The 23,644-nt window shown below is 57.4% G+C and carries 22 protein-coding genes; 13 read left to right on the forward strand and 9 right to left on the reverse strand.

The window, feature by feature from the left end; translation table 11 throughout:
- Positions 1–108: 108 nt before the first annotated feature.
- The 3 genes from moeA to EP166_RS00175 all read right to left on the reverse strand — a co-directional run bounded on the left by moeA (position 109) and on the right by EP166_RS00175 (position 2,887).
- Positions 109–1,341: a molybdopterin molybdotransferase MoeA gene (gene moeA / locus EP166_RS00165; protein ID WP_127554812.1), complete on the reverse strand. Its 1,233-nt coding sequence runs from the start codon at positions 1,339–1,341 to the stop codon at positions 109–111.
- A gap of 83 nt (positions 1,342–1,424) precedes the next feature.
- Positions 1,425–1,856: a YchJ family protein gene (locus EP166_RS00170; RefSeq protein ID WP_127554813.1), complete on the reverse strand. Its 432-nt coding sequence runs from the start codon at positions 1,854–1,856 to the stop codon at positions 1,425–1,427.
- The gene (locus tag EP166_RS00175) at positions 1,853–2,887 is read right to left on the reverse strand and encodes a DUF3549 family protein (RefSeq protein ID WP_127554814.1); all 1,035 of its coding nucleotides are present in this window, start codon (positions 2,885–2,887) and stop codon (positions 1,853–1,855) included. Before EP166_RS00175 ends, EP166_RS00170 begins: the two co-directional genes overlap by 4 nt.
- 425 nt (positions 2,888–3,312) lie before the next feature.
- Between EP166_RS00175 and EP166_RS00180 the strand changes: the two genes are divergently transcribed.
- The gene (locus tag EP166_RS00180) at positions 3,313–3,627 is read left to right on the forward strand and encodes a YqcC family protein (RefSeq protein WP_127554815.1); all 315 of its coding nucleotides are present in this window, start codon (positions 3,313–3,315) and stop codon (positions 3,625–3,627) included.
- 81 nt (positions 3,628–3,708) lie between these two features.
- Here the strand turns inward: EP166_RS00180 and EP166_RS00185 are convergent, their stop codons facing one another.
- A complete protein-coding gene (locus EP166_RS00185) occupies positions 3,709–4,290 on the reverse strand; it encodes a superoxide dismutase (RefSeq protein WP_127554816.1) in 582 nt (193 codons plus the stop codon).
- Between the two features lie 198 nt (positions 4,291–4,488).
- Here EP166_RS00185 and EP166_RS00190 point away from each other — a divergent pair, with 198 nt between their 5' ends.
- Both EP166_RS00190 and EP166_RS00195 read left to right on the forward strand, forming a co-directional pair.
- Positions 4,489–5,379 carry a hypothetical protein gene (locus EP166_RS00190; RefSeq protein ID WP_127554817.1) on the forward strand — a complete coding sequence of 297 codons (891 nt, stop codon included), beginning with the start codon at positions 4,489–4,491 and terminating at the stop codon, positions 5,377–5,379.
- 6 nt (positions 5,380–5,385) lie between these two features.
- Positions 5,386–6,174, forward strand: coding sequence for a DeoR/GlpR family transcriptional regulator (locus tag EP166_RS00195; protein WP_127554818.1), 789 nt, complete (start codon positions 5,386–5,388; stop codon positions 6,172–6,174).
- Positions 6,175–6,366: 192 nt separating this feature from the next.
- On the opposite strand, the gene dapD is transcribed toward EP166_RS00195, so the two are convergent.
- From dapD to map, 5 genes are all read right to left on the reverse strand, one after another.
- The gene (dapD, locus tag EP166_RS00200) at positions 6,367–7,398 is read right to left on the reverse strand and encodes a 2,3,4,5-tetrahydropyridine-2,6-dicarboxylate N-succinyltransferase (RefSeq protein ID WP_127554819.1); all 1,032 of its coding nucleotides are present in this window, start codon (positions 7,396–7,398) and stop codon (positions 6,367–6,369) included.
- A gap of 40 nt (positions 7,399–7,438) precedes the next feature.
- Positions 7,439–7,792: an arsenate reductase gene (locus EP166_RS00205; protein WP_127554820.1), complete on the reverse strand. Its 354-nt coding sequence runs from the start codon at positions 7,790–7,792 to the stop codon at positions 7,439–7,441.
- 55 nt (positions 7,793–7,847) lie between these two features.
- Positions 7,848–9,035 carry a succinyldiaminopimelate transaminase gene (dapC, locus tag EP166_RS00210; protein ID WP_127554821.1) on the reverse strand — a complete coding sequence of 396 codons (1,188 nt, stop codon included), beginning with the start codon at positions 9,033–9,035 and terminating at the stop codon, positions 7,848–7,850.
- Positions 9,032–11,713 carry a [protein-PII] uridylyltransferase gene (gene glnD, locus EP166_RS00215; RefSeq protein ID WP_127554822.1) on the reverse strand — a complete coding sequence of 894 codons (2,682 nt, stop codon included), beginning with the start codon at positions 11,711–11,713 and terminating at the stop codon, positions 9,032–9,034. The genes dapC and glnD overlap by 4 nt, the downstream gene beginning before the upstream one ends.
- Positions 11,714–11,789: 76 nt before the next feature.
- Positions 11,790–12,566, reverse strand: a complete 777-nt coding sequence (map, locus tag EP166_RS00220; RefSeq protein WP_127554823.1) for a type I methionyl aminopeptidase — start codon at positions 12,564–12,566, stop codon at positions 11,790–11,792.
- 351 nt (positions 12,567–12,917) lie between these two features.
- On the opposite strand from map, the gene rpsB reads away from it, so the two are divergent.
- The 10 genes from rpsB (at position 12,918) to EP166_RS00275 (ending at position 23,629) form a co-directional block, all read left to right on the forward strand.
- Complete coding sequence (gene rpsB, locus EP166_RS00225; RefSeq protein ID WP_127554824.1) at positions 12,918–13,664, forward strand: 30S ribosomal protein S2; 747 nt, start codon at positions 12,918–12,920, stop codon at positions 13,662–13,664.
- 169 nt (positions 13,665–13,833) lie between these two features.
- Positions 13,834–14,700, forward strand: coding sequence for a translation elongation factor Ts (gene tsf, locus EP166_RS00230; protein ID WP_127554825.1), 867 nt, complete (start codon positions 13,834–13,836; stop codon positions 14,698–14,700).
- A gap of 205 nt (positions 14,701–14,905) precedes the next feature.
- Entirely contained in the window at positions 14,906–15,646 is a 741-nt protein-coding gene (gene pyrH, locus EP166_RS00235; protein ID WP_181952696.1) for a UMP kinase, read from the forward strand.
- Positions 15,643–16,200: a ribosome recycling factor gene (gene frr / locus EP166_RS00240; RefSeq protein ID WP_127554827.1), complete on the forward strand. Its 558-nt coding sequence runs from the start codon at positions 15,643–15,645 to the stop codon at positions 16,198–16,200. Before pyrH ends, frr begins: the two co-directional genes overlap by 4 nt.
- A 182-nt stretch (positions 16,201–16,382) precedes the next feature.
- Entirely contained in the window at positions 16,383–17,138 is a 756-nt protein-coding gene (uppS, locus tag EP166_RS00245; protein WP_127554828.1) for a polyprenyl diphosphate synthase, read from the forward strand.
- 2 nt (positions 17,139–17,140) lie between these two features.
- Positions 17,141–17,965, forward strand: coding sequence for a phosphatidate cytidylyltransferase (locus EP166_RS00250; RefSeq protein ID WP_127554829.1), 825 nt, complete (start codon positions 17,141–17,143; stop codon positions 17,963–17,965).
- Between the two features lie 2 nt (positions 17,966–17,967).
- Positions 17,968–19,170 (forward strand): 1-deoxy-D-xylulose-5-phosphate reductoisomerase, encoded by a 1,203-nt coding sequence (ispC, locus tag EP166_RS00255; RefSeq protein ID WP_127554830.1) that lies wholly within the window; start codon positions 17,968–17,970, stop codon positions 19,168–19,170.
- A complete protein-coding gene (gene rseP / locus EP166_RS00260; RefSeq protein ID WP_246026186.1) occupies positions 19,167–20,516 on the forward strand; it encodes an RIP metalloprotease RseP in 1,350 nt (449 codons plus the stop codon). The genes ispC and rseP overlap by 4 nt, the downstream gene beginning before the upstream one ends.
- A 300-nt stretch (positions 20,517–20,816) precedes the next feature.
- Positions 20,817–22,937, forward strand: coding sequence for an outer membrane protein assembly factor BamA (gene bamA / locus EP166_RS00270; RefSeq protein ID WP_425470005.1), 2,121 nt, complete (start codon positions 20,817–20,819; stop codon positions 22,935–22,937).
- Between the two features lie 122 nt (positions 22,938–23,059).
- Positions 23,060–23,629, forward strand: coding sequence for an OmpH/Skp family outer membrane protein (locus tag EP166_RS00275; protein ID WP_127554833.1), 570 nt, complete (start codon positions 23,060–23,062; stop codon positions 23,627–23,629).
- Positions 23,630–23,644: the final 15 nt, after the last annotated feature.

Consider the following 23,644-nt stretch of genomic DNA (forward strand, 5'->3'; position numbering starts at 1 on the left):
CTCCCGGCGTTTTAGTCCATGCCTCAGATACCCCCGCAAAAGCAGCCCTGCCATCCGTCGCTCGCGTTGCGCGAACTTCAAAACTTGGTTAGCAATAATCAGAATGGGTCAGGCCATAACATCATCAAACAACCAGAGCGTGACAGTCTCGCCAGGTGTAACCGGCCCGCGGTCTTGCTCCAGCGCAATATAACAATTGGCCTCGGTCAGGGAACTCAGTTGGTGTGAGCCCTGGCCGGAGCCGGTGCAGCGCACCTGAACCGTGCCATCCTGCAGATCCCAGTATCCACGCTGAAAATCCATACGCCCAGGCGTTTTATGCAAGGGTTCTCGGGTGATGGCGTTCAGTTGTGCGAGCGGTTGGTGGGGCATGCCCATCAGGCAGCGAAGGGCGGGCACTGCAATCAGATGAAAGGTCACCAGCGAGGAGACCGGGTTGCCCGGCAGGCCGACAAACCAGGCTTGGCTTAGGCGGCCAAAAGCCAGGGGTTTGCCGGGTTTGATCGCAAGTTTCCAGAATTCTATGTCGCCTTCTTCGTCCAGAATGTCCCGGGTAAAGTCGGCTTCGCCCACGCTGACGCCACCACTGCTGATCACCAAATCGCAGGATTCATTGGCGGTTCTGAAGGCCTGGCGCAGGGCATCGGGATTGTCGGGGATGACGCCGAGATCCAGTACCTCGACACCGAGTTTGTCGAGCAGGGCATGCAGGCCTGGGCGGTTGGAATCGTATATTTGCCCGGGCGCGAGCGTGGTGCCCGCCGATTGCAGTTCATCGCCACTGGCAAAGACAGAGACTTTAAGGCGTCTGCGTACGGTCACATCGGCCAGGCCAATGCTGGTAAGAAGCGCCACATCAATGGGGCGTAATCGATGACCGGCGGGCAGGACGACATCACCGGCTTTCAGGTCTGTGCCGTGTAGACGGACATTGGCGCCGGGCTCCGGCAGCGGATCGAAGGTGATGCCCTGGTCCGTAACCCGGGCGTTTTCCTGCATCACCACGGTATCGCACCCTTCTGGCATGGGGGCGCCGGTCATAATGCGCACGCAATGGCCCGGTTTTAAGGCTTCATCCAGTGTCTCGCCAGCCAATACCCTTCCCTGAACCGGTAGCGGTTTGCCATTTACGGCATCCTGGTGTCGCAGTCCATAGCCGTCCATCGCTGAGTTATCAAACACAGGCAGGTTTACCTGTGCGCACACGGCTTGGGCCGTTACACGACCGACCGCCCTGGTAATCGCCAGCGTTTCTTCGCCCTCTACGGGTGTTAACTGGCTCAGCATCCGCGTCAGCGCCTGGTCCAAGGGCAACAATCCGGGCAGGTCGTAACAGCTCATATCAGGCTCCGTCGGCGGATTAATCGGTGTTGTGACAGCAGGGTATTGTGGCCGGGTGGCTGTTGAAAAACCACTCTCCAGGCTTATTCGCCGGGCCAGCTTTGCAGTTCTGAATGGTAGACCCAGCGATTTTTCACTTTGCGGAATTCCGAGATCTCGTGCAGTTGTTCGGGCTTGTCTTGCTCATCCACATACTGGGCGATGAATTCCACCCAGCCTTTCTTTAAACCGGCTTTGCTGCGGATGACCTGTAGCTGTTGCCAATCGGTGCCTTCAAGGTGGTCAGCGGTCAGCGCCGGGCAAGTGTCGGGATGCCAGGTCCTGATCAGATAATTCAGCCGTTGCAGGCGGTAGGCGGTGAAGCGACTGCGCATCAGCGTCTCCGGATCACGCGGGTAGGCACCGGCCTCTAGAAACCGGCCGCAGCAGCTGAGATAGGGTTCTGTCTGGCCGCAATGACAGTGGCCGGAGCCGGGGTTTGTATCGGCGGGTTTTTTGTTGGATGCGTCGGTCATTGTACGGTCCGGGTGCTGTTGATCAAATGGCCGATGGCGCTGGCCAGCGCGTCTGAGCGATGCGGGTGGCGCAGTGCCTGCAGAATCAGACCCGACAAGCCGGGTTGCAGTGCGAGCCCTTGAACGACCCGGTTGAAGCCGTCTGTATCGGCCAATACGGCCAGTCGGTCCAGTGCCACCAGCGCCAGGTCGGTATTGGCCAGCAGACCCGGATGCCGGCTGAGCACGGCCAGTACTACGTCCAGTTCGTCGGTAAAGTGGTTCAGCGAGTCGCTGACGAAAGCTTCTACCAGGCCTGTTGCCGGGCTTTGAGACAGGGCGCGCAGCGCCGCGACGCGTGTGGCGACGTCCTGATGCTGGTGCCCCAGTTCGATAATGCGTTCCGTCAGAGCGACGCCCGGTTTGTGGTGTTCGAGGGCGTTCAGCACCTGATGGCGTGCGAAGTCAGGTATCTCGGGCAGCTGCCGGGTGAGTGCTTGCTCATCGGCCGGGCTGCGCCGTTCCAGCACGTCGAACAGGCCTTGCAGGCCAATGCTGGCCCAGTCTTCCGACGCGCCTGTTTTTGTCAGCAGCCGTTGGGCATCGGCGTAAAAGGCGCTGGGTGATGCACCCAGAATACGGCTGGCGCGGGCGTGCAAGGCGGCCATTTTGTTGTCGGGAGGCGTAAACTGATAGGGGTGGTCGGTCAGCAGGCGCTGGCGCTCTTTGGGATCAGCAGTGGCGAGCGAGCGGTACAGCCGGTCAAGGACATCGGTCATGACGGCGGCGGGCATTCCGCCCTGTTCGTCCAGTGGCAGTTTCATAAACCAGATGCTGTGTTGCTCGCGCTGTTCGGGGTTCCACAGCAGCAGGATCAGCCAGGCATGACTCAGGTGCGGGTAAGGGTAGGGCTGTCCCTGGTCGAACCGGGCAAACTGGTCCTTGCTGAGATTACGCAACTGACTGCCCAGATCAAAAGCCCGGTAACGGGCGCCGCTGCGCTCGAGAAAATCAACAAGTCCGGGTGTGGTCTGGGTATTTGAGGTGCTCATACAGCGGCTCTGGTATCGGTCATGGGTGGCGCAGTGTACCGGATATGAGTCTTGTTATTAATCCCGGAGGTTGAACCGTTTGGTGGGCTTTTGTGCCATTGGTTCGTGCTGGCAACCGGGTTGGCCTGGCCGGGGTCGGCGTGAATCCTTCCGTGGAGCCTAGGCCGCATGATATGAATCCCCTCCCTAGGATTCACCCTTCGGGCTCGCTGCGCTCATGCTAAAACGCTCCTGGCGTTTTAGTCCATGTTGCGGACTACCCCGTCCAGGCCAACCCGGCAGCCAGCACTTGGTTTATTGCCAATTTCGGATTTAATTCAAGTCAGGTTTGTTAACGCTTCAATGCTTTGCTTCACCTGATCAGGCGTCTACACTGCGCTTTTTTTGATAATCCGCCAAATTATTGCGGAACGGGAGGAAGGTTTTTGTCTGAATTGTCGACGCTATTGGACGAACTGGAAGCGGAGCTGAGAGAGCAGGGTTTCTGGAGTGATGTGCCGCCGTCGCCCGAGGCGCTGGCAAGTGCTCAGCCGTTTGCGGTGGATACACTAACCTTGCCGGAGTGGTTACAGTGGATCTATTTGCAGCGTTTGCGAGCGTTGATTGAGGCTGAATTGCCGCTGCCCACCGGGGCTCAGGTAAAGCCTTATGCGGAAGAAGCGCTGAAGTTTGAGAAGCGATCGACTCAGCAGTTGCTGGTGATTATTGACCGGATTGATGGCTGTCTGGGGAAGCCCTGACACTAAAAAGGTGGCCGAAGCCACCTTTCAGGGCCCGTACCCGCAAGGCGGGCCGGGTAGGACGGTGCTCTGAACGTCGCCTTACTTGGCGAAGTTCTCCGCTGCGAAGTCCCAGTTTGCCAGTTTCCAGAACGCTTCCAGGTATTTGGGGCGCAGGTTACGGTAGTCGATGTAGTAGGCATGTTCCCACAAGTCGACGGTGATGATTGGCGTCTGGCCTTCGGTGATGGGGGTGCCGGCGTTGCTGGTGTTAACGATTTCCAGTGAGCCATCGCTGTTCTTGACCAGCCAGGTCCAGCTTGAACCGAAGTTGTTGACGGCTTTTTCGTCGAATTCCTTCTGGAAGGCTTCGAATGAACCCCATTTGGCATTGATGGCGTCAGCCAGGGCGCCAGTAGGAGCACCACCGCCATTCGGGCTCAGGCTGTGCCAGTAGAAGGTGTGGTTCCAGATTTGAGCGGAGTTGTTGAACACGCCGCCGGAAGAGGATTTGATGATGTCTTCCAGGCTCTTGCCTTCAAACTCGGTGCCCGGGATCAGGCCATTCAGCTTGGTCACATAGGTGTTGTGATGCTTGCCGTGGTGGTATTCCAGGGTTTCCTGGGAAATGTGGGGTTCAAGTGCGTTGATCGCGTACGGCAGTTCTGGCAGTTCAAAAGCCATGGTGTTCTCCCTCTGTCTTTTCGATGGGTGTATTAGCACGTTGTCGTTCGTGTCTGTACTATCTGGTCGGTTGGGGCCGGTTTCAAGTGCGGCCAGGCGGCTATTTTAATGCGATTGGGCACAATTACCGAGCCTCTCTTGTTCATCGGGGGGCTGTCCCTATAATGACCCTACTTATTTATTGCACAGGTTGTTTCAATGTCGGACTCCAAGCCGGGCAGTGACCTGCCCAAAATGGTACCAGACCGTGATCAGATCCGCGGTCGTCAGTCGACGACCGCTTCGTCCACACCACGCAACACGGCGTCCGGAGGGCGGGCGGAGCCGTCAGCGCGCAATGGTGGCAGTAACACGCCAGCGCTGCTGTGGGGGCTGGTGCTGGTGCTGTTTGCCATCAGCGCGGGTCTTGGGCTAATGGCCTACAGCCAGCAACAGACGCTGGCGATGTTTGATGAGCGGCTGCAACTGGCGGATGACCGCATCGTATCGGTGCAGCGTTCAATGACCGAGACCGATGAATCGGTGGTGATGAATGAAACGGCCATCAACAATCAGTTTCGGGCCATCAAGGCTGAAACCGATATGCAGATGAGCGAAATTCGCAAACTCTGGGCGGTCGCCAACGAGCGTAACCGCGAGTGGATCGAGACCAATCAGCAGAATATTGCGCAACTGCAGTCCAACGTTCAAAGCCAGATCGAGGCGCGTGAGCAGGCGCTCGCAGCGCTGACCAGCCGGGTGGACGAGCAGGCGGCTGCCAATGGTTCCCAGGCGGAGTTGCTGGCCGCGTTGCAGTCTGAACTGGACCAGACGTCTGAAGCCTTTGGCGAGTTGCAGGCAAGCCTTGAGAACCTGAACCCGGCCAGTCTGGAAGAGCGTTTGCTGTCGTTGACGCTGACACAGGAAAACCTGCTGGTTGAGCAAGGTACAGCGACCATGAACCAGCAACTGCTGCAAGACGAAGTCGATGAACTGAATGAGGTTCTGCGTTCTATCGATGCGGGCAGGCTGGAAGCCAATCGCCGCCTGGTCGCTGTCAGCGAGCGAGTGGATGCCCTGGAAGACCGTATGTCCGGGGGGGTGCAATAAGCCTGCATGACACTACGTGATGCCCGACTGGACAAGCCGCTGAATCCAAGACAGACCGCCATAGTACGGCGCGTCGAAAAAGACGGTCATGCGACCATTGACGATCTGGTCGAAGACTTCGGCGTAACGCCCCAGACGATCCGCCGGGATCTGACGTTACTGGAAGACAGCGGGTTCATCGTGCGGTTTCACGGTGGGGCCAGCCCGGTTAATTCTACGGAGAACCTGCCGTATTTTGACCGGCAAATTCTGAATCAGTCTGCCAAGGAGCGCATCGCCCGAACACTGGCAGACCAGATTCCAGACCATGCCAGCCTGTTTATCAACATTGGTACCACAACCGAGACCATTGCTCATGCCCTGATGCACCATAAGGGTCTGCAAATTGTGACCAACAATCTGCACGTGGCGACGCTGATGAGTGGCAAGGAAGATTTTCGGGTCATTGTGGCCAGTGGGGAGGTGCGTGCTCGCGATGGTGGCATTGTCGGTGAGTCGACATTGGATTTCATTCGCCAGTTCAAACTCGATTACGGCATCATCGGTATCAGCGGCATCGACGATGACGGTTCCTTGCTGGATTACGATTACCGGGAAGTCCGCGTTGCTCAAACCATTATCGAACACAGCCGCCAGGTGTTACTGGCAGCCGATCACAGCAAGTTTGGCCGCCAGGCCATGGTGCGGCTGGGCAGCATTGCCCAGGCCGATGCCTTCTACACCGACAGCCCACCCCCCAAAGTCTTCCAGGATCTGCTCACCGAGCATCAGGTCAGACTGTTTGTCTGCGACTAGTTTACTCAAGATCCGGCAATCGGGTTCGGTCGAGTGGCATTGGTCCGCGCCGGATGCCGGGTATGCCCCTGTGGGGTCGGCGTAGATCCATCCATGGAGCCTAGGCCGTAGCATCCTTGCTGCGGACTTCCCCACAGGGGCACACCCGGCACCCGCCGCTAGTCTCTTTGGCGAACTCCAAAACCTGTAGGGTTAATTATTGCTGTGCAACTCGCTGTTCAATTCAATCGCCGTTTTGTTCGACAGGCATTCTACCCGACCGGTTTCGGCATTACGCCAGAACAGTAAATCTGACTGACCCGCCAGTTCCCGCGCTTTAACCGTTTTGACCAGCTGTTTCTTGTTGTCGAGCATGGCCACCTTGGTGCCAGCGGTGACATACAGGCCAGCTTCAACGGTGCAGCGATCACCCAGCGGGATGCCGATACCGGAGTTCGCGCCGAGCAGGCAGTTCTTGCCCAGGGAAATCACGACTTTACCGCCGCCTGACAGGGTGCCCATGATCGATGACCCGCCCCCGACGTCAGAACCGTCGCCGACCATAACGCCGGCGGTAATGCGCCCTTCGACCATGGATACCGCTTCGGTTCCAGCATTGAAGTTCACAAAGCCTTCGTGCATGACGGTGGTGCCTTCACCGATGTGGGCGCCAAGCCGAACCCGGCTGGTATCGGCAATGCGAATGCCTTTGGGCACGACGTAGTTGGTCATTTTCGGGAACTTGTCGACGCACTTCACATCCAGGGTGCGGCCCGCCAGCCGGGCTTCCATTTGACGGTCGGCGAGTTCTGGCAGGTCGATCGGGCCTTCGTTGGTCCAGGCGATGTTGTGCAGCAGGCCGAACAAGCCGTCCAGTGAGCAGCCGTGGGGTTTGACCAGGCGGTGCGACAGCAAATGCAGCTTCAGATAGCCTTCGGCGACAGACACCGGTGCGGCGTCGGTTTCCAGTACGGTCAGAACCAGGGTCTGGCGGCTGCTTTCTGCAGCGCGGCAGAACTGGGCGCTTTCGCGGTAGCCGGCTTTGTCGAAGCCATCGGCCAGGGGGCTCATCAGGGCGTTCTCGACCACCAGCGCTTCATTGCCACCATTGAGCTTGGCGACCTGGCTGAGCGTGGTGATCAGGTCGTCGGACGGGGCCAGAATCGGCTGGGGGTACCAGGCTTCAATGATCTTGCCGTCTTTGTTTCGGGTGGCGGTGCCGATCGCCACTGCAAAATAGCTCATGGGTTGTCCTCTTAATGTCGTTTTAGCGTTTAAAAAAGTGTTAGCGAACCTGCGCTGCCAAGCGTGCGAAGTGCGCTTCATCGAAACCAACACTCACAGCGCCCTGATACTCGACCAGTGGCCGTTTGATCAAAGACGGGTTGGCGATCATCTGTTCGATGGCCCCGGCTTCAGTAAGGGCGTCGCGCTGTTCTTGAGGCAGTTTGCGCCAGCTGGTACCGCGTTTGTTGATCAGTTGTTCCCAGTCGAGTTGTGTCAGCCAGGTGCGCACCAGTGCCTCGTCTGGTGGGGTTTTCTTGTAGTCGATGAATTCTATGTCGACCTGCTGGTCTGCAAACCAGGCCAGTGTCTTCTTGATGGTGTCGCAATTGCGAATGCCGTAAATACGGATCATGGTGGTTCGGTTTCCTCTCTTGGAAGGGGGTTGCCCGTTATTCACAGTAGGCCGCTTAGAGCAGGCGGCGCAGGCGTTCGGCGGCGTCGATACAGGCGTCCAGTTCGGCGACCAGGGCAATGCGAACGTGCCCATACCCCGGGGTGACGCCGTCGATGGTCCGGCACAGGTACTGACCCGGCAAGACCCGGATGTTGGCTTTTTCCAGCCACTCACAGGCAATCTCGGTGTCGTCGCGCTCCAGGTTGGGCCAGAGGTAAAAGCTGGCCTCGGGAATGCGCACCGGCATCTTGTCGGACAGGATGTCGTGCAGCGCCTGGTACTTCTGGTTGTAGAGCGCGCGATTGGCGGCAACGTGGTGTTCATCCTGCCAGGCGGCGATGGATACCTGCTGGTGCGGTATTGGCATGGCACAGCCATGGTAGGTGCGGTAGCGCAGGAACTCGGCAATTAGCTGCGCATCGCCAGCGACGAAGCCGCTGCGCAAGCCAGGCAGGTTGCTGCGCTTGCTCAGGCTGTGAAACACCAGGCAGTTGCGATAGTCGGTATGGCCCATGGCCGCCGCGGCCTGTAACAGTCCGGGTGGCGGATTTGCTTCATCGCGATAGAGCTCGCTGTAGCATTCATCGCTGATCAGCAGCACATCGTGGTTGATGGCTTTGCGGATCAGGTGTTGCAGCTGCTCTAGCGATAACGGCTGGCCAGAGGGGTTGCCCGGTGTGCACAGAAACAGCATCTGGCAGTTGTCCCAGTCGGCGTCGGTCAGGCCGCTAAAGTCGGGCAGATAGCCGGTTTCGGCCAGGCAGGGCAGGTAGCGCGGTTCGCCACCGGCCAGGTAAGTGGCGCCTTCGTAGATCTGGTAGAAGGGGTTGGGCATCCAGACGTCGCGTTTGGCGGAGCTGGCATCGAACAAAGCTTGTACCACCGAGAACAGCGCTTCACGGGTGCCGGTGACTGGCAATACGTTTTTGTCGGCGGTTAAACTGTTATCGGGCAAGTGAAAGCGGCGCTGGCACCATTGGCTGATCGCTTCACGCAATGCCGGCAATCCGTTGGTGGCCGGGTATTGGGAAAAGCCCCCCAGATTCTGGTTCAAAACAGGGCTTAGAAACTCCGGCGCAGCGTGCTTGGGTTCGCCGATGGACCAGGCGACTTCGGGCAGGTTGGCCGGTGTGATATTGGCCGTCAGTTGTTTGAGTTTCTCAAAGGGGTACGGCATCAGTCGTGCCATTAACGGATTCATGGGTGTTGTCCCTGGTCGATGGTCTCGGTCAGTTGTTTCTGCAATTCAGCCACGCGGTGGGAGTCGTGCAGGGGTTCATTTTGGTTGTCGACCACAAAGAAGACGTCTTCCACCCGTTCGCCCAGCGTTGAAATGCGGGCGCTTTGCATGCGCAGATCAAGGCGTTTAAAGGCCCGGCCAATGTCGGCCAGCAGACCGGGGCGGTCTGAGGTGATCACCTCGACCACGGTGCGGTGATTGGCCGGATCGTTGCTGACGGTAATGATCGGCGCAATGCTGAAGTGTTTCAAACGGCGCGACAGACGCCGGTTGGGCGTGGCGGTGTCTTCCGGGTCTTGAATGGCCAGCAACAGCCGGTGTTGTACATCGCGCAGGCGCGCCGGGTTATTGCCGATGCTGTGGCCCTCTTCATCGAGCACGATAAAGGTATCGAGACTGAAATCCGAGGCAGAGGACGTCATGATGCGTGCGTCCTGAATGTCCAGTTCACAACTGTCGAGGCAGGCGGCGATGTCGGCAAACAAATGCGGTCTGTCGGGTGCGTATATGAAGATCTGGGTGGCGCCGGCGAAGCTGTGCTCGTCGGTTTCGCGAATCAGTACCAAGGGCACATTGAGACCATGGTTAGCGATGGCACGAGTATGCCAGGCGATGTTCTCCGGGCTTTCGCGCAGAAAATAGTCATCCCCCGGATTGTCCCAGAGCTGCAGGATCTCAGCCTCGGTAAAGCCATCGTCGCGCAGCATGGCCATGGCGGCTGACTGAACATCGCGAATGCGCTCTTCCTTGTCGATGGGGTTTTCCAGCCCGCGTCGCAGGGCGGCCATGGCTTCGTGGTAGAGTTTTTTCAGCAGGGAGGCGCGCCAGCTGTTCCAGAGGTTGGGGTTGGTGGCGTAGATGTCGGCAACGGTCAATACATACAGGTAGTTGAGCCGATGAATGTCGCGAACCTGCTGGGTGAAGTGGTTGATCACTTCCGGGTCGGAAATGTCGAGCCGCTGGGCGGTGATCGACATCAGCAGGTGATTGCGCACCAGCCAAACTACCAGGTCACTCTCCCAGGCCGTCATGCGATGGCGCAGTGCGAAACGACGGACCTCTTCGGCGCCTTCGACTGAATGGTCGGTGCCACGGCCCTTGCCAATGTCGTGATAGAGGGCGGCGATGTAGGCCAGTTCCACCTTGGGCAACTGGTGAATTACCTTGGTCGCGATGGGGAATTCAACGGTGTTGTTCGCGTGGCGAAAGCGGCGCAGGTTACGAATGGTCAGCAGGGTATGGGCGTCGACGGTGAAGACATGGAAAAGATCGTATTGCATCTGCCCGACAATCAGCCCGAACTCGGGCAAATACCGCCCCAGAATGCCGTACTGGTTCATCCGCATCAGGTTGGTGGATACGCCGGCCGGGCTGCGCAGCAGCTCCATAAAGAAGGTAATGTTGCGCAGGTCCTGGCGGAACTTGCCATTGATACGATGCCGGTTGGCGAAAATCTGGCGAATGGTTGAAGCGCGAATGCCTTTGGTATCCGGTCGTTGTGCACAGAGCACGAAGATTTCCAGCAGCGCTGACGGCGTGCGAATGAACACCGTCTCGTTCAGCGTCTCTATGTAGCCGTTACGGACCTGAAACCGGGAGTTAATGGGAATCAGCTGGTCGTCTTCGTTCTGGTGCAGAATGGCTTCGTCGAACAGTTGCAGCAACATGATGTTCAGAGCGCGCAGCTTGAACACCTGGCGAAAGTAATCCTGCATGAGGTGCTCGACCGCCAACTGGCCTTCGCGGTCCTGGTAGCCGAACTGCTCGGCGACTTTTTCCTGCAGATCAAACAACAGGCGGTCTTCTTCGCGCCCGCTGAAATGGTGCAGGGCGTAGCGAATGCGCCAAAGGTAGTCCTGTCCGTCGATCAGGGCCTGGTATTCGGCATCGGTCAGGAAACCACGCTCGACCAATTCGGCCAGGTCGGTATCGCCGAAATGCCGTTTCGCTACCCAGGCAATGGTCTGGATATCACGCAGCCCGCCCGGTCCGGCTTTGACGTTGGGCTCCAGGTTATATTCGGTCTCGTTGTACTTCTGGTGGCGGTGGGTCTGTTCGTTCAGCTTGGCTTTGTAGAAATCGTCGCTGGGCCAGATGTGCGCCTGGCTGATCAACCCGGAAACGCGTTGGCGCAGCGTCGGGTTGCCGCTGAGGGTGCGGCTTTCCATCAGGTTGGTGGTGATGGTGACATCGCCCCTGGCTTCTTCCTGGCAGGCCTCCAGCGTACGGACACTGTGTCCGATATCGAGTTTCAAATCCCACATCAGGGTCAGAAACGCCTGTATTGAATCAACGTTGGCGTCGATGTCTGCTTCGGTATCGAACAGCAAGAGCAAATCAATGTCGGATTTGGGCAGCAATTCTCCGCGCCCGTAACCACCGACAGCAACCAGAGCGATGTTCTGTTCGTTAAGCCAGTCGAAGTGGTGCCAGGCGGCTGTCAGAATCTGATCCATGGCCCAGGTGCGGCCGAACACCAGAGTGCGTATGGGCTCGCCTTGCAGGAAGCGGCGATCCAGCGTCTGATAGAGATGATCCAGAGCCTGGCGCAACGCCTTTATCGGCGGGGCTTCGTTCGTTACCTGCGTCAGGCTGTCTGCATCAATCAGGTCAGCATCGGCATAATCGTTCAGATTCATGCACTCATCCTAAAGAGACGACATCACGGTGCGTTGACAAAAAGGTCCACTTGAGGGATCTGGGTACTGTTCCGGTTTAAAAGGACTCTTCCTGGCGGCGGGTCAATACTTCAACGCCAGTGGCCGTTACCAGCAGGGTGTGCTCCCACTGGGCCGAGGCTTTGCGGTCGCGAGTCACCACAGTCCACTGGTCACCGAGCAGTTTCGACTGGGGTTTGCCAGCATTGACCATGGGTTCAATGGTGAAGGTCATGCCTTCCTTTAATTCCATGCCCGTGCCGGGGCGTCCGTAATGCAGTACCTGCGGTTCTTCATGAAAAACAGCGCCGATACCATGCCCGCAGTATTCTCGAACAATCGAGTAATAGTTGGCTTCTGCATGTTGCTGAATCACATGGCCGATATCGCCCAGGCGAGTGCCGGGCCGCACCAGTTCTATGCCTTTATACAGGCATTCCTGGGTGATGCGCACCAGGCGCTCCAGGTGTGGCTGCGGCTCACCGACGAAGTACATCTTGCTGGTGTCGCCGTGGTAGCCGTCTTTGATAACGGTTACGTCGATGTTGACGATGTCGCCTTTTTTCAGAATCTTGTCATCGCTGGGGATGCCGTGACAGATAACATGATTGACCGAGGTGCAGATCGATTTGGGAAAGGGCGGGTTGCCGTAGTTGAGCGGTGCAGGGATGCCTCCCTGAACCTCGACAATGTGATGATGGCAGATCCGGTCCAGTTCCCCGGTGCTGACACCCGGCTGAACATGCTCACCTATCATTTCCAGTACTTCAGCGGCGAGCCGGCCCGCCACGCGCATTTTTTCGATTTCTTCGGCGGTCTTGATGGTTACAGACATGAGTTTCCCAGGCGAACATGAATAATGGCGCATCATTCTAAAGCTTTTGGCTGCGACTTGCAGCACCGCCGCCGCAAACCTGCCTGGGGCTGCCCTGAGAGGTGCTTCTAACGGGGCTGGAGCGCCTCGGGATGGTGTCAAAAAACTTTGAATCAGCCCTCGTTTATGGTATAAAGCGCGCCGCTTTGGACGGACTGTTCAAAGGAATGCCGCCTGAGTCGACTGAGATCCGGGCGGTGTCTATTAACTCTCACATGCACCGGCACATGATTCCGGGTGCCTTTGGCCAAGATTGGTCTGGGGTTGAATCATGGGGTGTGTGGAGGCTTAACCCGAACCAGTGAGGATACTATGGCTACTGTTTCTATGCGTGACCTGCTCAAAGCAGGTGTTCACTTCGGTCACCAGACCCGTTACTGGAACCCGAAGATGGGTAAATACATCTTTGGTGCCCGTAACAAGATTCACATCATTAACCTTGAACATACCGTTCCGGCGCTGAACAAGGCGCTGGTACAGATCGGTGAGTTGGCTGCAGCCAAGAACAAGGTACTGTTCGTGGGTACCAAGCGTTCTGCCAGCAACATCATTCGTGAAGAAGCAACCCGTGCCGGCATGCCTTATGTGGCACACCGCTGGTTGGGTGGCATGCTGACCAACTACAAGACCATCCGCCAGTCGATCAAGCGTCTGCGTGATCTGGATGCCGAAAGCAAAGACGGCACCTTCGACAAGCTGACCAAGAAAGAGCGCCTCATGCGTGAGCGTGAAATCGAGAAGCTGGAGCGGACCATCGGTGGTATCAAGGACATGGGCGGCTTGCCCGATGCCCTGTTCGTGATCGACGTAGACCACGAACGTATTGCCATCCAGGAAGCCAACAAGCTGGGCATTCCAGTCATCGGCGTTGTGGACAGTAACTCCAACCCCGACGGTGTGGACATTGTAATCCCGGGTAACGATGACGCCATTCGCGCCATCGAAATCTACGCCAGCTCAGTCGCTAACGCTGTTCTGGAAGCCAAGGCGGCCAATGCCACCCAGGCTGACGAATTTGTTGAAGTCGCTGACGCGGTTGTAGACACCCCAGCCGAGTAATCGGCGCACGGCTCAGGCAAGTGAAAAAGGGGCCTAGGCCCCTTTTTGCTATACAGACGCCCGATTGCGATGCACCTGTCGCTGGTCGTGAAACGAATTGTAGGGACTCTCGTGTGCCGCAGGCGCCCGGCGAGTGAACCGAATCCATTTAATGAGTGAGGAATACACTATGGCTAACATCACAGCAGCCCTGGTAAAAGAACTGCGTGAGCGTACCGGTCTTGGCATGATGGAGTGCAAAAAGGCCCTGGTTGAGTCGAACGGCGATATCGAAGCAGCCATCGACACCATGCGCAAGGAATCTGGTCTTAAGGCGGCCAAGAAAGCAGGCCGTACGGCTGCCGAAGGCATCATCGTGACTCGTCAGTCCGCTGACAACAGCCGCGCCATGCTGCTGGAAGTCAACAGCGAAACCGACTTTGTCGCCCGTGACGATAACTTCCTCGACTTTGCCAATACCGTCGCCGACAAAGCCTTTGCCGACCAGCAAAGCGATGTTGAAGCACTGATGGCCGGTGAACTGGAATCTGCACGTGAAGCCCTGGTGCAGAAGATCGGTGAGAACATCTCCGTGCGCCGTGTAGTACTGCTCGGTGGCGAAGGCAAAACCGTTGCAACCTATGTTCACGGTGGCCGTATTGGCGTAGCCGTTGAAATGAACGGTGGCAATGAAGAGCTGGGTCGTGATGTGGCCATGCATGTTGCTGCGATCAACCCGCAGTTCGTTTCGGCCGATCAGGTACCTCAGGAAGTTCTGGACCGCGAGAAAGAAGTGGTTTCCGCCCAGGCCGAGAACTCCGGCAAGCCAGCTGAAATCATCGAGAAGATGGTTCAGGGCCGCCTGAAGAAGTTTGTTGCTGAAATTTCTTTGCTGGAACAGCCCTTTGTTAAGGATCCGGACACCAAGGTCGGAACCCTGGCGAAGAACGCGGGTGCCGAAATTCTCAACTTCCTGCGTCTGGAAGTGGGTGAGGGCATTGAGCGTGAAGAAGTCGACTTCGCCGCTGAAGTCGCTGCTGCTGCCAAAGGCAACTGATCAAGTGTTTCTAAAAAGGGCAGTCTGACTGCCCTTTTTTTTGTCTGCACGTCAAGCCTGTGCCGACAGCGCGTAACCCAGGGCTCCCTGTCGGGTCTGTTTACGCGAATCCCGCTTGCACCGGCGACGCTCGCGTCGCACAGTAGCGGCGCGGAGTTAACGTCCCCCGGTAGCCGATACCAGCGACCCAGTTTAGGAGATGACCATGCCCACGAAAGACCCCCACCCGCGCCATAAGCGCATTCTACTCAAACTCAGTGGTGAAGCGCTGTCCGGCGAACAGGGCTTCGGGATTGACCCCAAAGTGCTGGACCGAATGGCATTGGAGATCGGTCAGCTGGTGGGTATTGGGGTGCAGGTAGGGCTGGTGATCGGCGGTGGCAATCTGTTTCGCGGCAAGGCCCTTAATGAAGCCGGGTTGGACCGGGTAACCGGCGACCATATGGGTATGCTGGCGACGGTTATGAATGCTCTGGCCATGCGGGATGCACTGGAGCGCTCCAACATTCGCAGCCGGGTGATGTCGGCCATTCCCATGTCCGGTATTGTAGAGCACTACGACCGGCGCAGCGCCATTCGCTATCTGACCCAGGGAGATGTCGTTATTTTTGCCGCTGGCACGGGCAACCCCTTCTTCACCACCGACTCGGCCGCCTGCCTGCGAGGCATCGAAATCGAAGCAGATCTGGTACTCAAGGCAACGAACGTCGACGGCGTGTATAATGATGATCCCCGAACCAATCCGGATGCGGTAAAATATGACCGTCTGACGTATGACGAGGCACTGGAGAAACAGTTGGGTGTGATGGATTTGACCGCTGTTTGTCTGGTGCGGGACCATAAAATGCCGGTCCGGGTCTTTAATATGAACAAACCGGGAGCGTTGATATCGCTGATGGTAGGCGGTAATGAAGGAACGCTGATGGTAGAGGATATAACTGCATGATCGAAGACATTAAGAAAGAAGTTGAGGCGCACAACCGCAGGGCGATTGGCGCACTGGATGACGGCTTCAACAAGATTCGCACCGGCCGCGCCAACCCTGCCATTCTCGACAGCGTCATGGTCAACTACTACGGTACGCCCACCCAACTGAAGCAGGTGGCGAACATCAACGTTGAAGATGGCCGTACCCTGGCGATTGTGCCCTGGGAGAAAAATCTGGTGCCGGAAATCGAACGTGGCATCATGAAGGCCGATCTGGGGCTGAACCCGGCGACGTCCGGCGACAAAATTCGCGTGGTCATGCCGGCGCTGACGGAAGAGTCGCGCAAGGACATGATCAAGGTCGCCCGCGCTGAAGCCGAGAAAGCACGCGTGTCGATCCGCAGTGGTCGCCGCGATGCCAACGCCACCATCAAGGAACTGGTTAAAGAGAAAGAACTGTCCGAAGATGAAGGCCGCGGCGCCGAAGATGAGATCCAGAAGCTGACCGATGCCGCGACCGCTCAGGTCGAGGCGCACCTGGCCAGCAAGGAAAAGGAACTGATGACGGTTTAATACCGTTACGGGACCTTGACTCAGGCAGCATGGGACCCCCATGTTGCCTTTGTTTTTTGTAGGGACGGCGTAGCACAAACAATAAGAGAGTGCCGTCGCCGCTGAAATGAACAGCCAGATTCAGGATGGTTGCTCGCGAATCGACATCCGCAAACGCCGCCCTGATTCAGTAAAGGACAATTATGACCACAGCACACTCAGCAGGAGACAGTTCTGTTCCTCGCCATGTGGCCATTATCATGGATGGAAACAATCGCTGGGCAAAAAAACGATTGCTGGGCGGTATTTCAGGGCATAAAGCTGGTGCCAAGGCGGTGAGAACCGTCGTTGAGCACAGCGCCAGGGCGGGGGTCGAGGTGTTGACGCTGTACGCCTTCAGTTCCGAGAACTGGCGCCGCCCCCGAGACGAGGTAAACGCCCTGATGGAGTTGTTCCTGATGGCGTTGAACCGTGAAGTAAAGAAGCTGCACGAGAATAATTTGAAATTACGCATCATTGGCGACAAGACCGGCTTCAGCGCGGCCATTCAGGCGGCCATTGCGCGCTCGGAGGCACTGACCGTCAATAACACCGGCATGACGCTGGTGATTGCGGCCAATTATGGCGGGCACTGGGACATTACCCAGGCCGCCAGAAGTCTGGCCCGTGATGTGGCCTGTGGCAGGCTGACGCCGGATGACGTGACCGAAGCGGCCATGCAGGCCCGGGTCGCACTGGGTGATTTGCCACCGCCGGATCTGTGCATTCGAACGGCTGGCGAGCAGCGCATCTCAAACTTCCTGCTCTGGCAGTTCGCCTATACCGAATTCTATTTCACCGATGAGTTCTGGCCGGATTTCAACAAAAAATCGTTGCAGCGAGCCTTCGCCAGTTTCGCCGGTCGGGTGCGCCGGTTTGGCCGAACTGACGAGCAACTGGAACAAAGAGTGACTTCCTGATTATGCTGATCACACGCGTGTTGACCGCGCTGGTACTGGCCCCGCTGATGCTGGCCTGCATTTACTGGCTGCCGGAGACCGGATTTGCCGCCTTCATTGGCGCCATTGTTGTTTTGGGGGCCTGGGAATGGGCCAATCTGGCCGGTTTTCAGCGGTTGACCACCCGCCTAGGCATGGCGGCACTTACGGCGGCAGCGCTTGGCTTGCTATGGTGGCTGCAGACCCGAACCACCCTGACCTGGTTGCAATTGACGTTATGGTCGCTGCTGTGGTGGCTGTTTGCGCTGGTCATGGTGGTGCGCTACCCAGCCAGCCAGAGCTGGATTCAGCACCGGTGGGTACGTCTTTTGATGGCGTTGCCGGTGTTGCTGCCGCTCTGGCTTGGGTTGAATGTGCTGAAAGGTCAGCCGAACGCCAATCTGGTGCTGACCTGGCTGATGCTGCTGGTCTGGGGTGCAGACATCGGTGCTTATTTTGCCGGCAAGGCGTTCGGCAATCGCAAACTGGCGCCCTCGGTAAGTCCGGGTAAAACCTGGGCCGGCGTCTACGGCGGCATGGCTACATCGGTCGTTCTGTCCGCCGCAATGGCGATTATCTTTCTGCCCGGCCTGACACCGGTGCAATGGTTGCTGTTATTGATCATCAGCGCGCTGGTGGTAGCCATATCCGTTTTGGGTGATCTGTTCGAAAGCCTGCTTAAACGCTACCGGGGCGTCAAAGACAGTTCTGGCCTGTTGCCGGGGCATGGTGGCATTCTGGACCGGATCGACAGTCTTTGTGCTGCCACGCCGATGTTTTGCGTGCTCTTGCTGGCGGTGATCCTCTAGCTATGACCACCTCAATCGGCGTTTCAGAACCCACCTCCGCGCCCCGCCAATGGGTGACCGTGCTTGGATCCACCGGGTCCGTTGGCTGCAATACCCTGGATGTTATCGCCCGCCACCCGGATCGATTTGGGGTCTTTGCGTTGTCCGGTCACCGCAACATTGAATTACTGGCCCGCCAGATTGAACAGCACCGGCCACGTTATGCCGTGGTGGCTGATATTAATGGCCAACGGGCGCTGATGGATCGTCTGTCTGATACCAGTACTGAAATACTGGTCGGTACTACCGCACTGGAAGCCATGGCCGAGCATCCGGATGTCCAGGTGGTGATGGCAGCCATTGTCGGTTCTGCCGGTTTGTTGTCCTCACTGGCGGCAGCTCGGGCGGGCAAGCGATTGCTGCTGGCCAATAAAGAGAGCCTGGTGGTAGCGGGTGACCTGCTGATGTCGGCGGTGAAGCGGTCCGGTGCCGAATTACTGCCCATCGATAGCGAACACAATGCCATTTTCCAATGCATGCCCGGTGAGCACCGGCGTCAGGGGGTTGCATCCGTTTTGCTGACGGCCTCCGGTGGCCCCTTTTTGAACTTTACCGCCGGGCAGCTGGAGCAGGTGACGCCCGAGCAGGCGGTGGCACATCCAAACTGGTCCATGGGACAGAAAATCTCGGTCGATTCCGCCACCCTGATGAACAAGGGGCTGGAACTGATCGAAGCGTGCTGGCTGTTCGATTTGCAACCGGCTGATGTTGAGGTCGTGGTGCACCCACAGAGTGTCATTCACTCCATGGTGCGTTACATCGACGGCTCGGTGATCGCGCAACTGGGTTCGCCTGACATGCGCACCCCCATCGCGTTCGGACTGGCCTATCCGGATCGTATAGACAGTGGCAGTGCCGCCCTTGAGTTTACGGCCCAGCTGGGGCTTAGTTTTGATCAGCCCGACCGGGCCCGGTTTCCCTGCCTGCGCCTGGCTGAAGAGGCCATCGCCGTTGGCGGAACCTGCCCGGCGGTGTTGAATGCGGCCAATGAAATCAGCGTTGAAGCCTTCTTGCAACGGCGCCTGTCATTTCCCCAAATCGCCCACATTAATGAACAGGTGCTCAACCAACTGGCTCACGAACCCGCGGAGTCGGTTGAGCAATTGCTGGGTATTGACGCGCGCGCCAGAACACTGGCGAAGGCCGCGATAGAGGCACGAACATGATGGCGATTCTGACCAATATTCTCGGTATTCTGGTGGCTTTGGGTATTCTGGTGACCGTGCATGAATACGGCCATTTCTGGGTGGCCCGTCGCAATGGCATTCGGGTATTACGTTTCTCGGTGGGGTTTGGTCAGCCGTTGTACCGCTGGTACGACCGCCATGGCACCGAATTTGTGATCGCCTGGATTCCGCTGGGTGGCTACGTGAAAATGCTTGATGAGCGGGAAGGTCCGGTAGATGACGCCGAACTCGACCAGGCTTTTACCCGTAAGACGCCAGCTCAGCGCATTGCCGTCGCATCGGCCGGGCCCATCGCCAACTTTTTGTTCGCCATTCTTGCCTTTGCTCTGTTGTACAGTATTGGTGTCCAGGGGCTTGCCCCCTGGGCCGATACACCGCCGGCGCAAACACCTGCGGCGGAAGCCGGTGTGCAGCGTGGTGACGTTATTGAGCAGGTTGATGGTCGTAACGTTGACAACTGGACCGATATCAATCTCGCGCTGGCCCGGCGTGTCGGCGACAGTGGCACCATTGAGCTGACCGTGCGCCGGGACGGGCAACTGCAAGAGCTGGCGGTGCCGATTAGTCAGTGGATGGCCCGCGACAGCGAACCCAATCCCATGGCCAGCCTGGGGCTGTATCCCAGTCGCCCTGAAACGCCAGCAATGATTGGTCAGGTGGTTCCGGGTGGAGCGGCGGAGGCTGCTGGTTTGCAGGGCGGAGACCGGATTATTTCGGTCAATGGTCAAATGATTGAAAATTGGGTGGACTGGGTCGCTATTATTCAGCCCAATGGCGGCCGACCCTTGTCCGTGGTGTTGGAGCGTGATCAGGCCCGGCAAACACTGACAGTCACACCCGCTGAGCGTGACGTTGAAGGCCAAAGCCAGGGCTACATCGGCGCTATCGCCGCGCCCACCCCCTGGCCGGAAGAACAGATTATCGTCCAGCGCGAATGGCCATGGACCGGCATCTGGCTCGGCTTGCAGGACACCGCTGAAATGGTCGGGCTCAGCTTTGCCATGCTGGGCAAGATGGTGACGGGCCTGGTGTCGGTTGAGCAAATTGGCGGTCCCATTTCCATGGCGCAGATGGCCGGTGATTCGGTTCAGGGCGGCGCCGAAAGCTTCATTCGCTTTCTGGCGTTCATCAGCATCAGTCTCGGGGTGGTCAATCTATTACCCATCCCGATTTTGGATGGCGGGCATATCGTGATGTATGCGGTCGAATGGATGCGTGGCAAGCCCCTGTCGGAACGTTTGCAGGTGATAGGGTCTCAAATTGGCCTGATGCTGATTGTCGGGCTGATGGTATTGGCGTTTGTAAATGATATCGGCCGGTTATAACGGTCAGTGATCGGTCGACGTGCCTGTCCCGGCTGCTGCCCCGACAGTCCCGATTTTAACGAACAGGAGTAACTATGAGATTTGTTGTCGCGGCAGCCCTGGCGCTGATGTTCAGTGCAGGTGCCATGGCGGAACCGTTTCGGGTTGATGCCCTGACCGTCAACGGCCTGCAGCGGGTATCGCTGGGGTCGGTCTTGCAGGCGCTACCCATTCAGGAAGGCGATCAGGTTGATTCTGACGCTGCCGACGNACGACTGGTTACGTGCGGTTTACAGCACCGGCTATTTCAGTGATGTGCAGGTGCTGCGCGATGGCGGCACACTGGTCTTTGAAGTGACTGAACGCCCGGCGATCAACAGTGTCGATTTTTCCGGCAACAAGGTGATTCCGACTGAGACGCTGGAGCGCGTCATGTCGAACGTCGGATTGGAAGAAGGTGAGATTTTCAACCAGTCACTGCTTGAGGGCATTGAGCTGGAGTTGGAGCGCCAGTACAGCATTCAGGGCCGTTATAACGCCACGGTAGTGCCAGAGGTGACGCCGCTGTCGCTGAACCGGGTCGACGTTGAACTGGTCATCAGCGAAGGGCCGGTGGCGAAGATCAACCACATCGAAATTACTGGTAACTCGGTCTTCACCGACGACGAGTTGCAGGCAGCACTGCGTTTGCGTGAAACCAGCAAGCGATACCCGTTTCAGTTTATTGCACGCCGAAATCGCTTTGGACAAGCCCAACTGACGGGCGATCTGGCGCGCCTGGAAGATTACTATCTTGATCGGGGTTACCTGGATTTCCGGCTGGAGTCCCACCAGGTTTCAATCTCGGACAACAAAGCCGACATCACCCTGGTGCTTAACGTGTTTGAAGGTGAGCCCTACCGGGTGTCGGGGCTGTCGCTGACCGGCGATCTGGTCGACTTGGGTGATGAGCTTGAAGCGCTGATCGACGTCCGGGAAGGGGATGTCTATTCCCGCGTTGTGATCAGCGATCTGTCGTCACGAATGAACGATGTGCTCGGAGATCAGGGCTATGCCTTCGCCGAGGTCAACAGCGAACTCGATCCCGATCGGGATGCCCGAGCCGTGGATGTCACACTCAGCGTCATTCCAGGCAAACCTGTGTATGTGAATCGAATTGAGATTCGAGGCAACTCGGAAACCAATGACGAAGTCATCCGCCGTGAAATGCGGCAACTAGAACGGGCACTGGTCATCAACAGTAACATTCGGCGGTCGCGCCAGCGCCTGGAGCGGCTGGGTTATTTCAGCCAGGTCGATATTCGGACCCAGCGCATCGAAGGCCGGGATGACCTGGTCGATCTGATCGTGACCGTTGAAGAAACCACCAACAGTCAGATAACCGGTTCCATCGGTTACTCGGATCAGAGCGGCTTTTTTACCGAAGCCAAGGTTGAGCAAAAGAACTTTCAGGGTAAAGGCTACGATTTTTCAGCCTCGGTAACGGTGAACAACGCCGAGCAAAACTACAATCTGTCGTTCGAAGACCCGTATTTCACAATTTACGGGGTCAGTCGCGGTATTGACCTGTATTACCGCCGTACCGATTTCAGTGAACAAACCTTCAGAACCTATGCGACCAATACCGCCGGTGGCCGGTTGCGACTGGGCTACCCGCTGTCTGAAAATCAGCGAATTACCTACGGTGTTGGCTACAGCCAGGATGAATTGTTTCTCAGTGATAGTGCCCCCCAGGAAATGACGGATTTCCGCGACAACAACGGCACTGACTATGAAATCATCGATACCCGTCTGACCTGGAACCTCAACAGCCTGAACGGCACCTTCAAGGCCAATCGGGGTCGCCAACTGACCTTGTCGGGTGAAGTAGCCACGCCACTGGGTGATCTGACTTACTATCGTTTGACAGGCAGTGCAGAGCAGTACTTTCCGGTCAACGATCAGTACAGTATTCGTCTACACTCGGACGTTGGCTATGGCAGCGGTTATGGCGATGCTGACCGGCTGCCCTTTTACAAGCATTTTTATTCCGGAGGTGTCCGGTCGGTCCGTGGTTATCAGTATGGGTCGTTGGGGCCGCTGAGCACGCCCAATCTGGATGGGAATAGTGATCCGCTGGACGACCCATCGCCCATTGGTGGAAACATTAAGATCGAGTACGGCGCCGAGTTGCTGATACCCATGCCGTTTGTACAGAACCAGGATGCCTTCAGAGCGTCGCTGTTTATTGACGGTGGCAATGTCTATTCCGATGAATGTCGAGCCGGCAATGCAAACTGCACCAATGGTGTGGACTTGTCCGACCTGCGATACGCGGCGGGGGTTGATATTACCTGGATCACGCCGATTGCACCGTTGAGTTTCAGTTACGCCTGGCCGCTGAATGCGCGCGATGGGGATCTGGAAAAGAACTTCGCCTTTACCATTGGCATCGGTTACTGAGGTCAGGCTGGTTGAAAAGGCAAGCGGTTGAGCCCACTAACTAGGACTGGCCGTTCACACTACAATGACCTGCTGCGTGATTGGCAGGTTGGTATTGCACCACTCGAACCGAAGGAGAGAGTATGAAGACTTCAGCACAACGCATTGCCCGGACCAAAGCGACTGGTCGGTCACTTGAACCTGGCTGGCTGAGCCGAATAGCCTTCGCACTGATTGCCATTGGCATGACCGCCTCTGTTCAGGCGACGGAAGTGGCTCTGCTGGACCAGAATTATGTGCTGTTCAACAGCGATGCCGCCCAGGATGCAACGGCCGATTTAAAACGCGAGTTCGAACAGGAAGAACAGCAAGTGCAAACGCTGGGGCAGGCGATCCAGCAATTGCAGAGCCGGGCCCGGACCGATGCCGACATCATGACCGAAGATGAGTTGTCGGAACTCGAAAACGAACTGCAGCAGCGAGCACGCCAGCGCGACCAACTGGTGCGACAGCTGCAGCAAGTGCAGGGCGAGCGTCGCAATGCTTTTATCGAACGGTATCAGCCAATGATGGCCCAGGCGATAGAAGCCGCCGTTGACGGCCAGGAATACGACGTGATCCTGGACAAAGGCGCCGTGGTCTATCATCGTAATTCGCTCGATATTACCGAAGCGGTGCTGGAAGAATTCAATGCGCTGTACCAGGCGCAATAACAAGCTGACGAGTCA

The sequence above is a fragment of the Saccharospirillum alexandrii genome (assembly GCF_004000275.1).
GTDB lineage: Bacteria > Pseudomonadota > Gammaproteobacteria > Pseudomonadales > Natronospirillaceae > Saccharospirillum > Saccharospirillum alexandrii.

What these genes read in the sequence shown, in the direction of transcription:
- moeA (WP_127554812.1), bottom strand. Translation starts at nt 1,341, where the DNA reads ATGAGCTGTTACGACCTGCCCGGATTGTTGCCCTTGGACCAGGCGCTG.
- EP166_RS00170 (WP_127554813.1), bottom strand. Translation starts at nt 1,856, where the DNA reads ATGACCGACGCATCCAACAAAAAACCCGCCGATACAAACCCCGGCTCC.
- EP166_RS00175 (WP_127554814.1), bottom strand. Translation starts at nt 2,887, where the DNA reads ATGAGCACCTCAAATACCCAGACCACACCCGGACTTGTTGATTTTCTC.
- EP166_RS00185 (WP_127554816.1), bottom strand. Translation starts at nt 4,290, where the DNA reads ATGGCTTTTGAACTGCCAGAACTGCCGTACGCGATCAACGCACTTGAA.
- EP166_RS00190 (WP_127554817.1), top strand. Translation starts at nt 4,489, where the DNA reads ATGTCGGACTCCAAGCCGGGCAGTGACCTGCCCAAAATGGTACCAGAC.
- EP166_RS00195 (WP_127554818.1), top strand. Translation starts at nt 5,386, where the DNA reads ATGACACTACGTGATGCCCGACTGGACAAGCCGCTGAATCCAAGACAG.
- dapD (WP_127554819.1), bottom strand. Translation starts at nt 7,398, where the DNA reads ATGAGCTATTTTGCAGTGGCGATCGGCACCGCCACCCGAAACAAAGAC.
- EP166_RS00205 (WP_127554820.1), bottom strand. Translation starts at nt 7,792, where the DNA reads ATGATCCGTATTTACGGCATTCGCAATTGCGACACCATCAAGAAGACA.
- dapC (WP_127554821.1), bottom strand. Translation starts at nt 9,035, where the DNA reads ATGAATCCGTTAATGGCACGACTGATGCCGTACCCCTTTGAGAAACTC.
- glnD (WP_127554822.1), bottom strand. Translation starts at nt 11,713, where the DNA reads ATGAATCTGAACGATTATGCCGATGCTGACCTGATTGATGCAGACAGC.
- map (WP_127554823.1), bottom strand. Translation starts at nt 12,566, where the DNA reads ATGTCTGTAACCATCAAGACCGCCGAAGAAATCGAAAAAATGCGCGTG.
- rpsB (WP_127554824.1), top strand. Translation starts at nt 12,918, where the DNA reads ATGGCTACTGTTTCTATGCGTGACCTGCTCAAAGCAGGTGTTCACTTC.
- tsf (WP_127554825.1), top strand. Translation starts at nt 13,834, where the DNA reads ATGGCTAACATCACAGCAGCCCTGGTAAAAGAACTGCGTGAGCGTACC.
- pyrH (WP_181952696.1), top strand. Translation starts at nt 14,906, where the DNA reads ATGCCCACGAAAGACCCCCACCCGCGCCATAAGCGCATTCTACTCAAA.
- frr (WP_127554827.1), top strand. Translation starts at nt 15,643, where the DNA reads ATGATCGAAGACATTAAGAAAGAAGTTGAGGCGCACAACCGCAGGGCG.
- uppS (WP_127554828.1), top strand. Translation starts at nt 16,383, where the DNA reads ATGACCACAGCACACTCAGCAGGAGACAGTTCTGTTCCTCGCCATGTG.
- EP166_RS00250 (WP_127554829.1), top strand. Translation starts at nt 17,141, where the DNA reads ATGCTGATCACACGCGTGTTGACCGCGCTGGTACTGGCCCCGCTGATG.
- ispC (WP_127554830.1), top strand. Translation starts at nt 17,968, where the DNA reads ATGACCACCTCAATCGGCGTTTCAGAACCCACCTCCGCGCCCCGCCAA.
- rseP (WP_246026186.1), top strand. Translation starts at nt 19,167, where the DNA reads ATGATGGCGATTCTGACCAATATTCTCGGTATTCTGGTGGCTTTGGGT.
- EP166_RS00275 (WP_127554833.1), top strand. Translation starts at nt 23,060, where the DNA reads ATGAAGACTTCAGCACAACGCATTGCCCGGACCAAAGCGACTGGTCGG.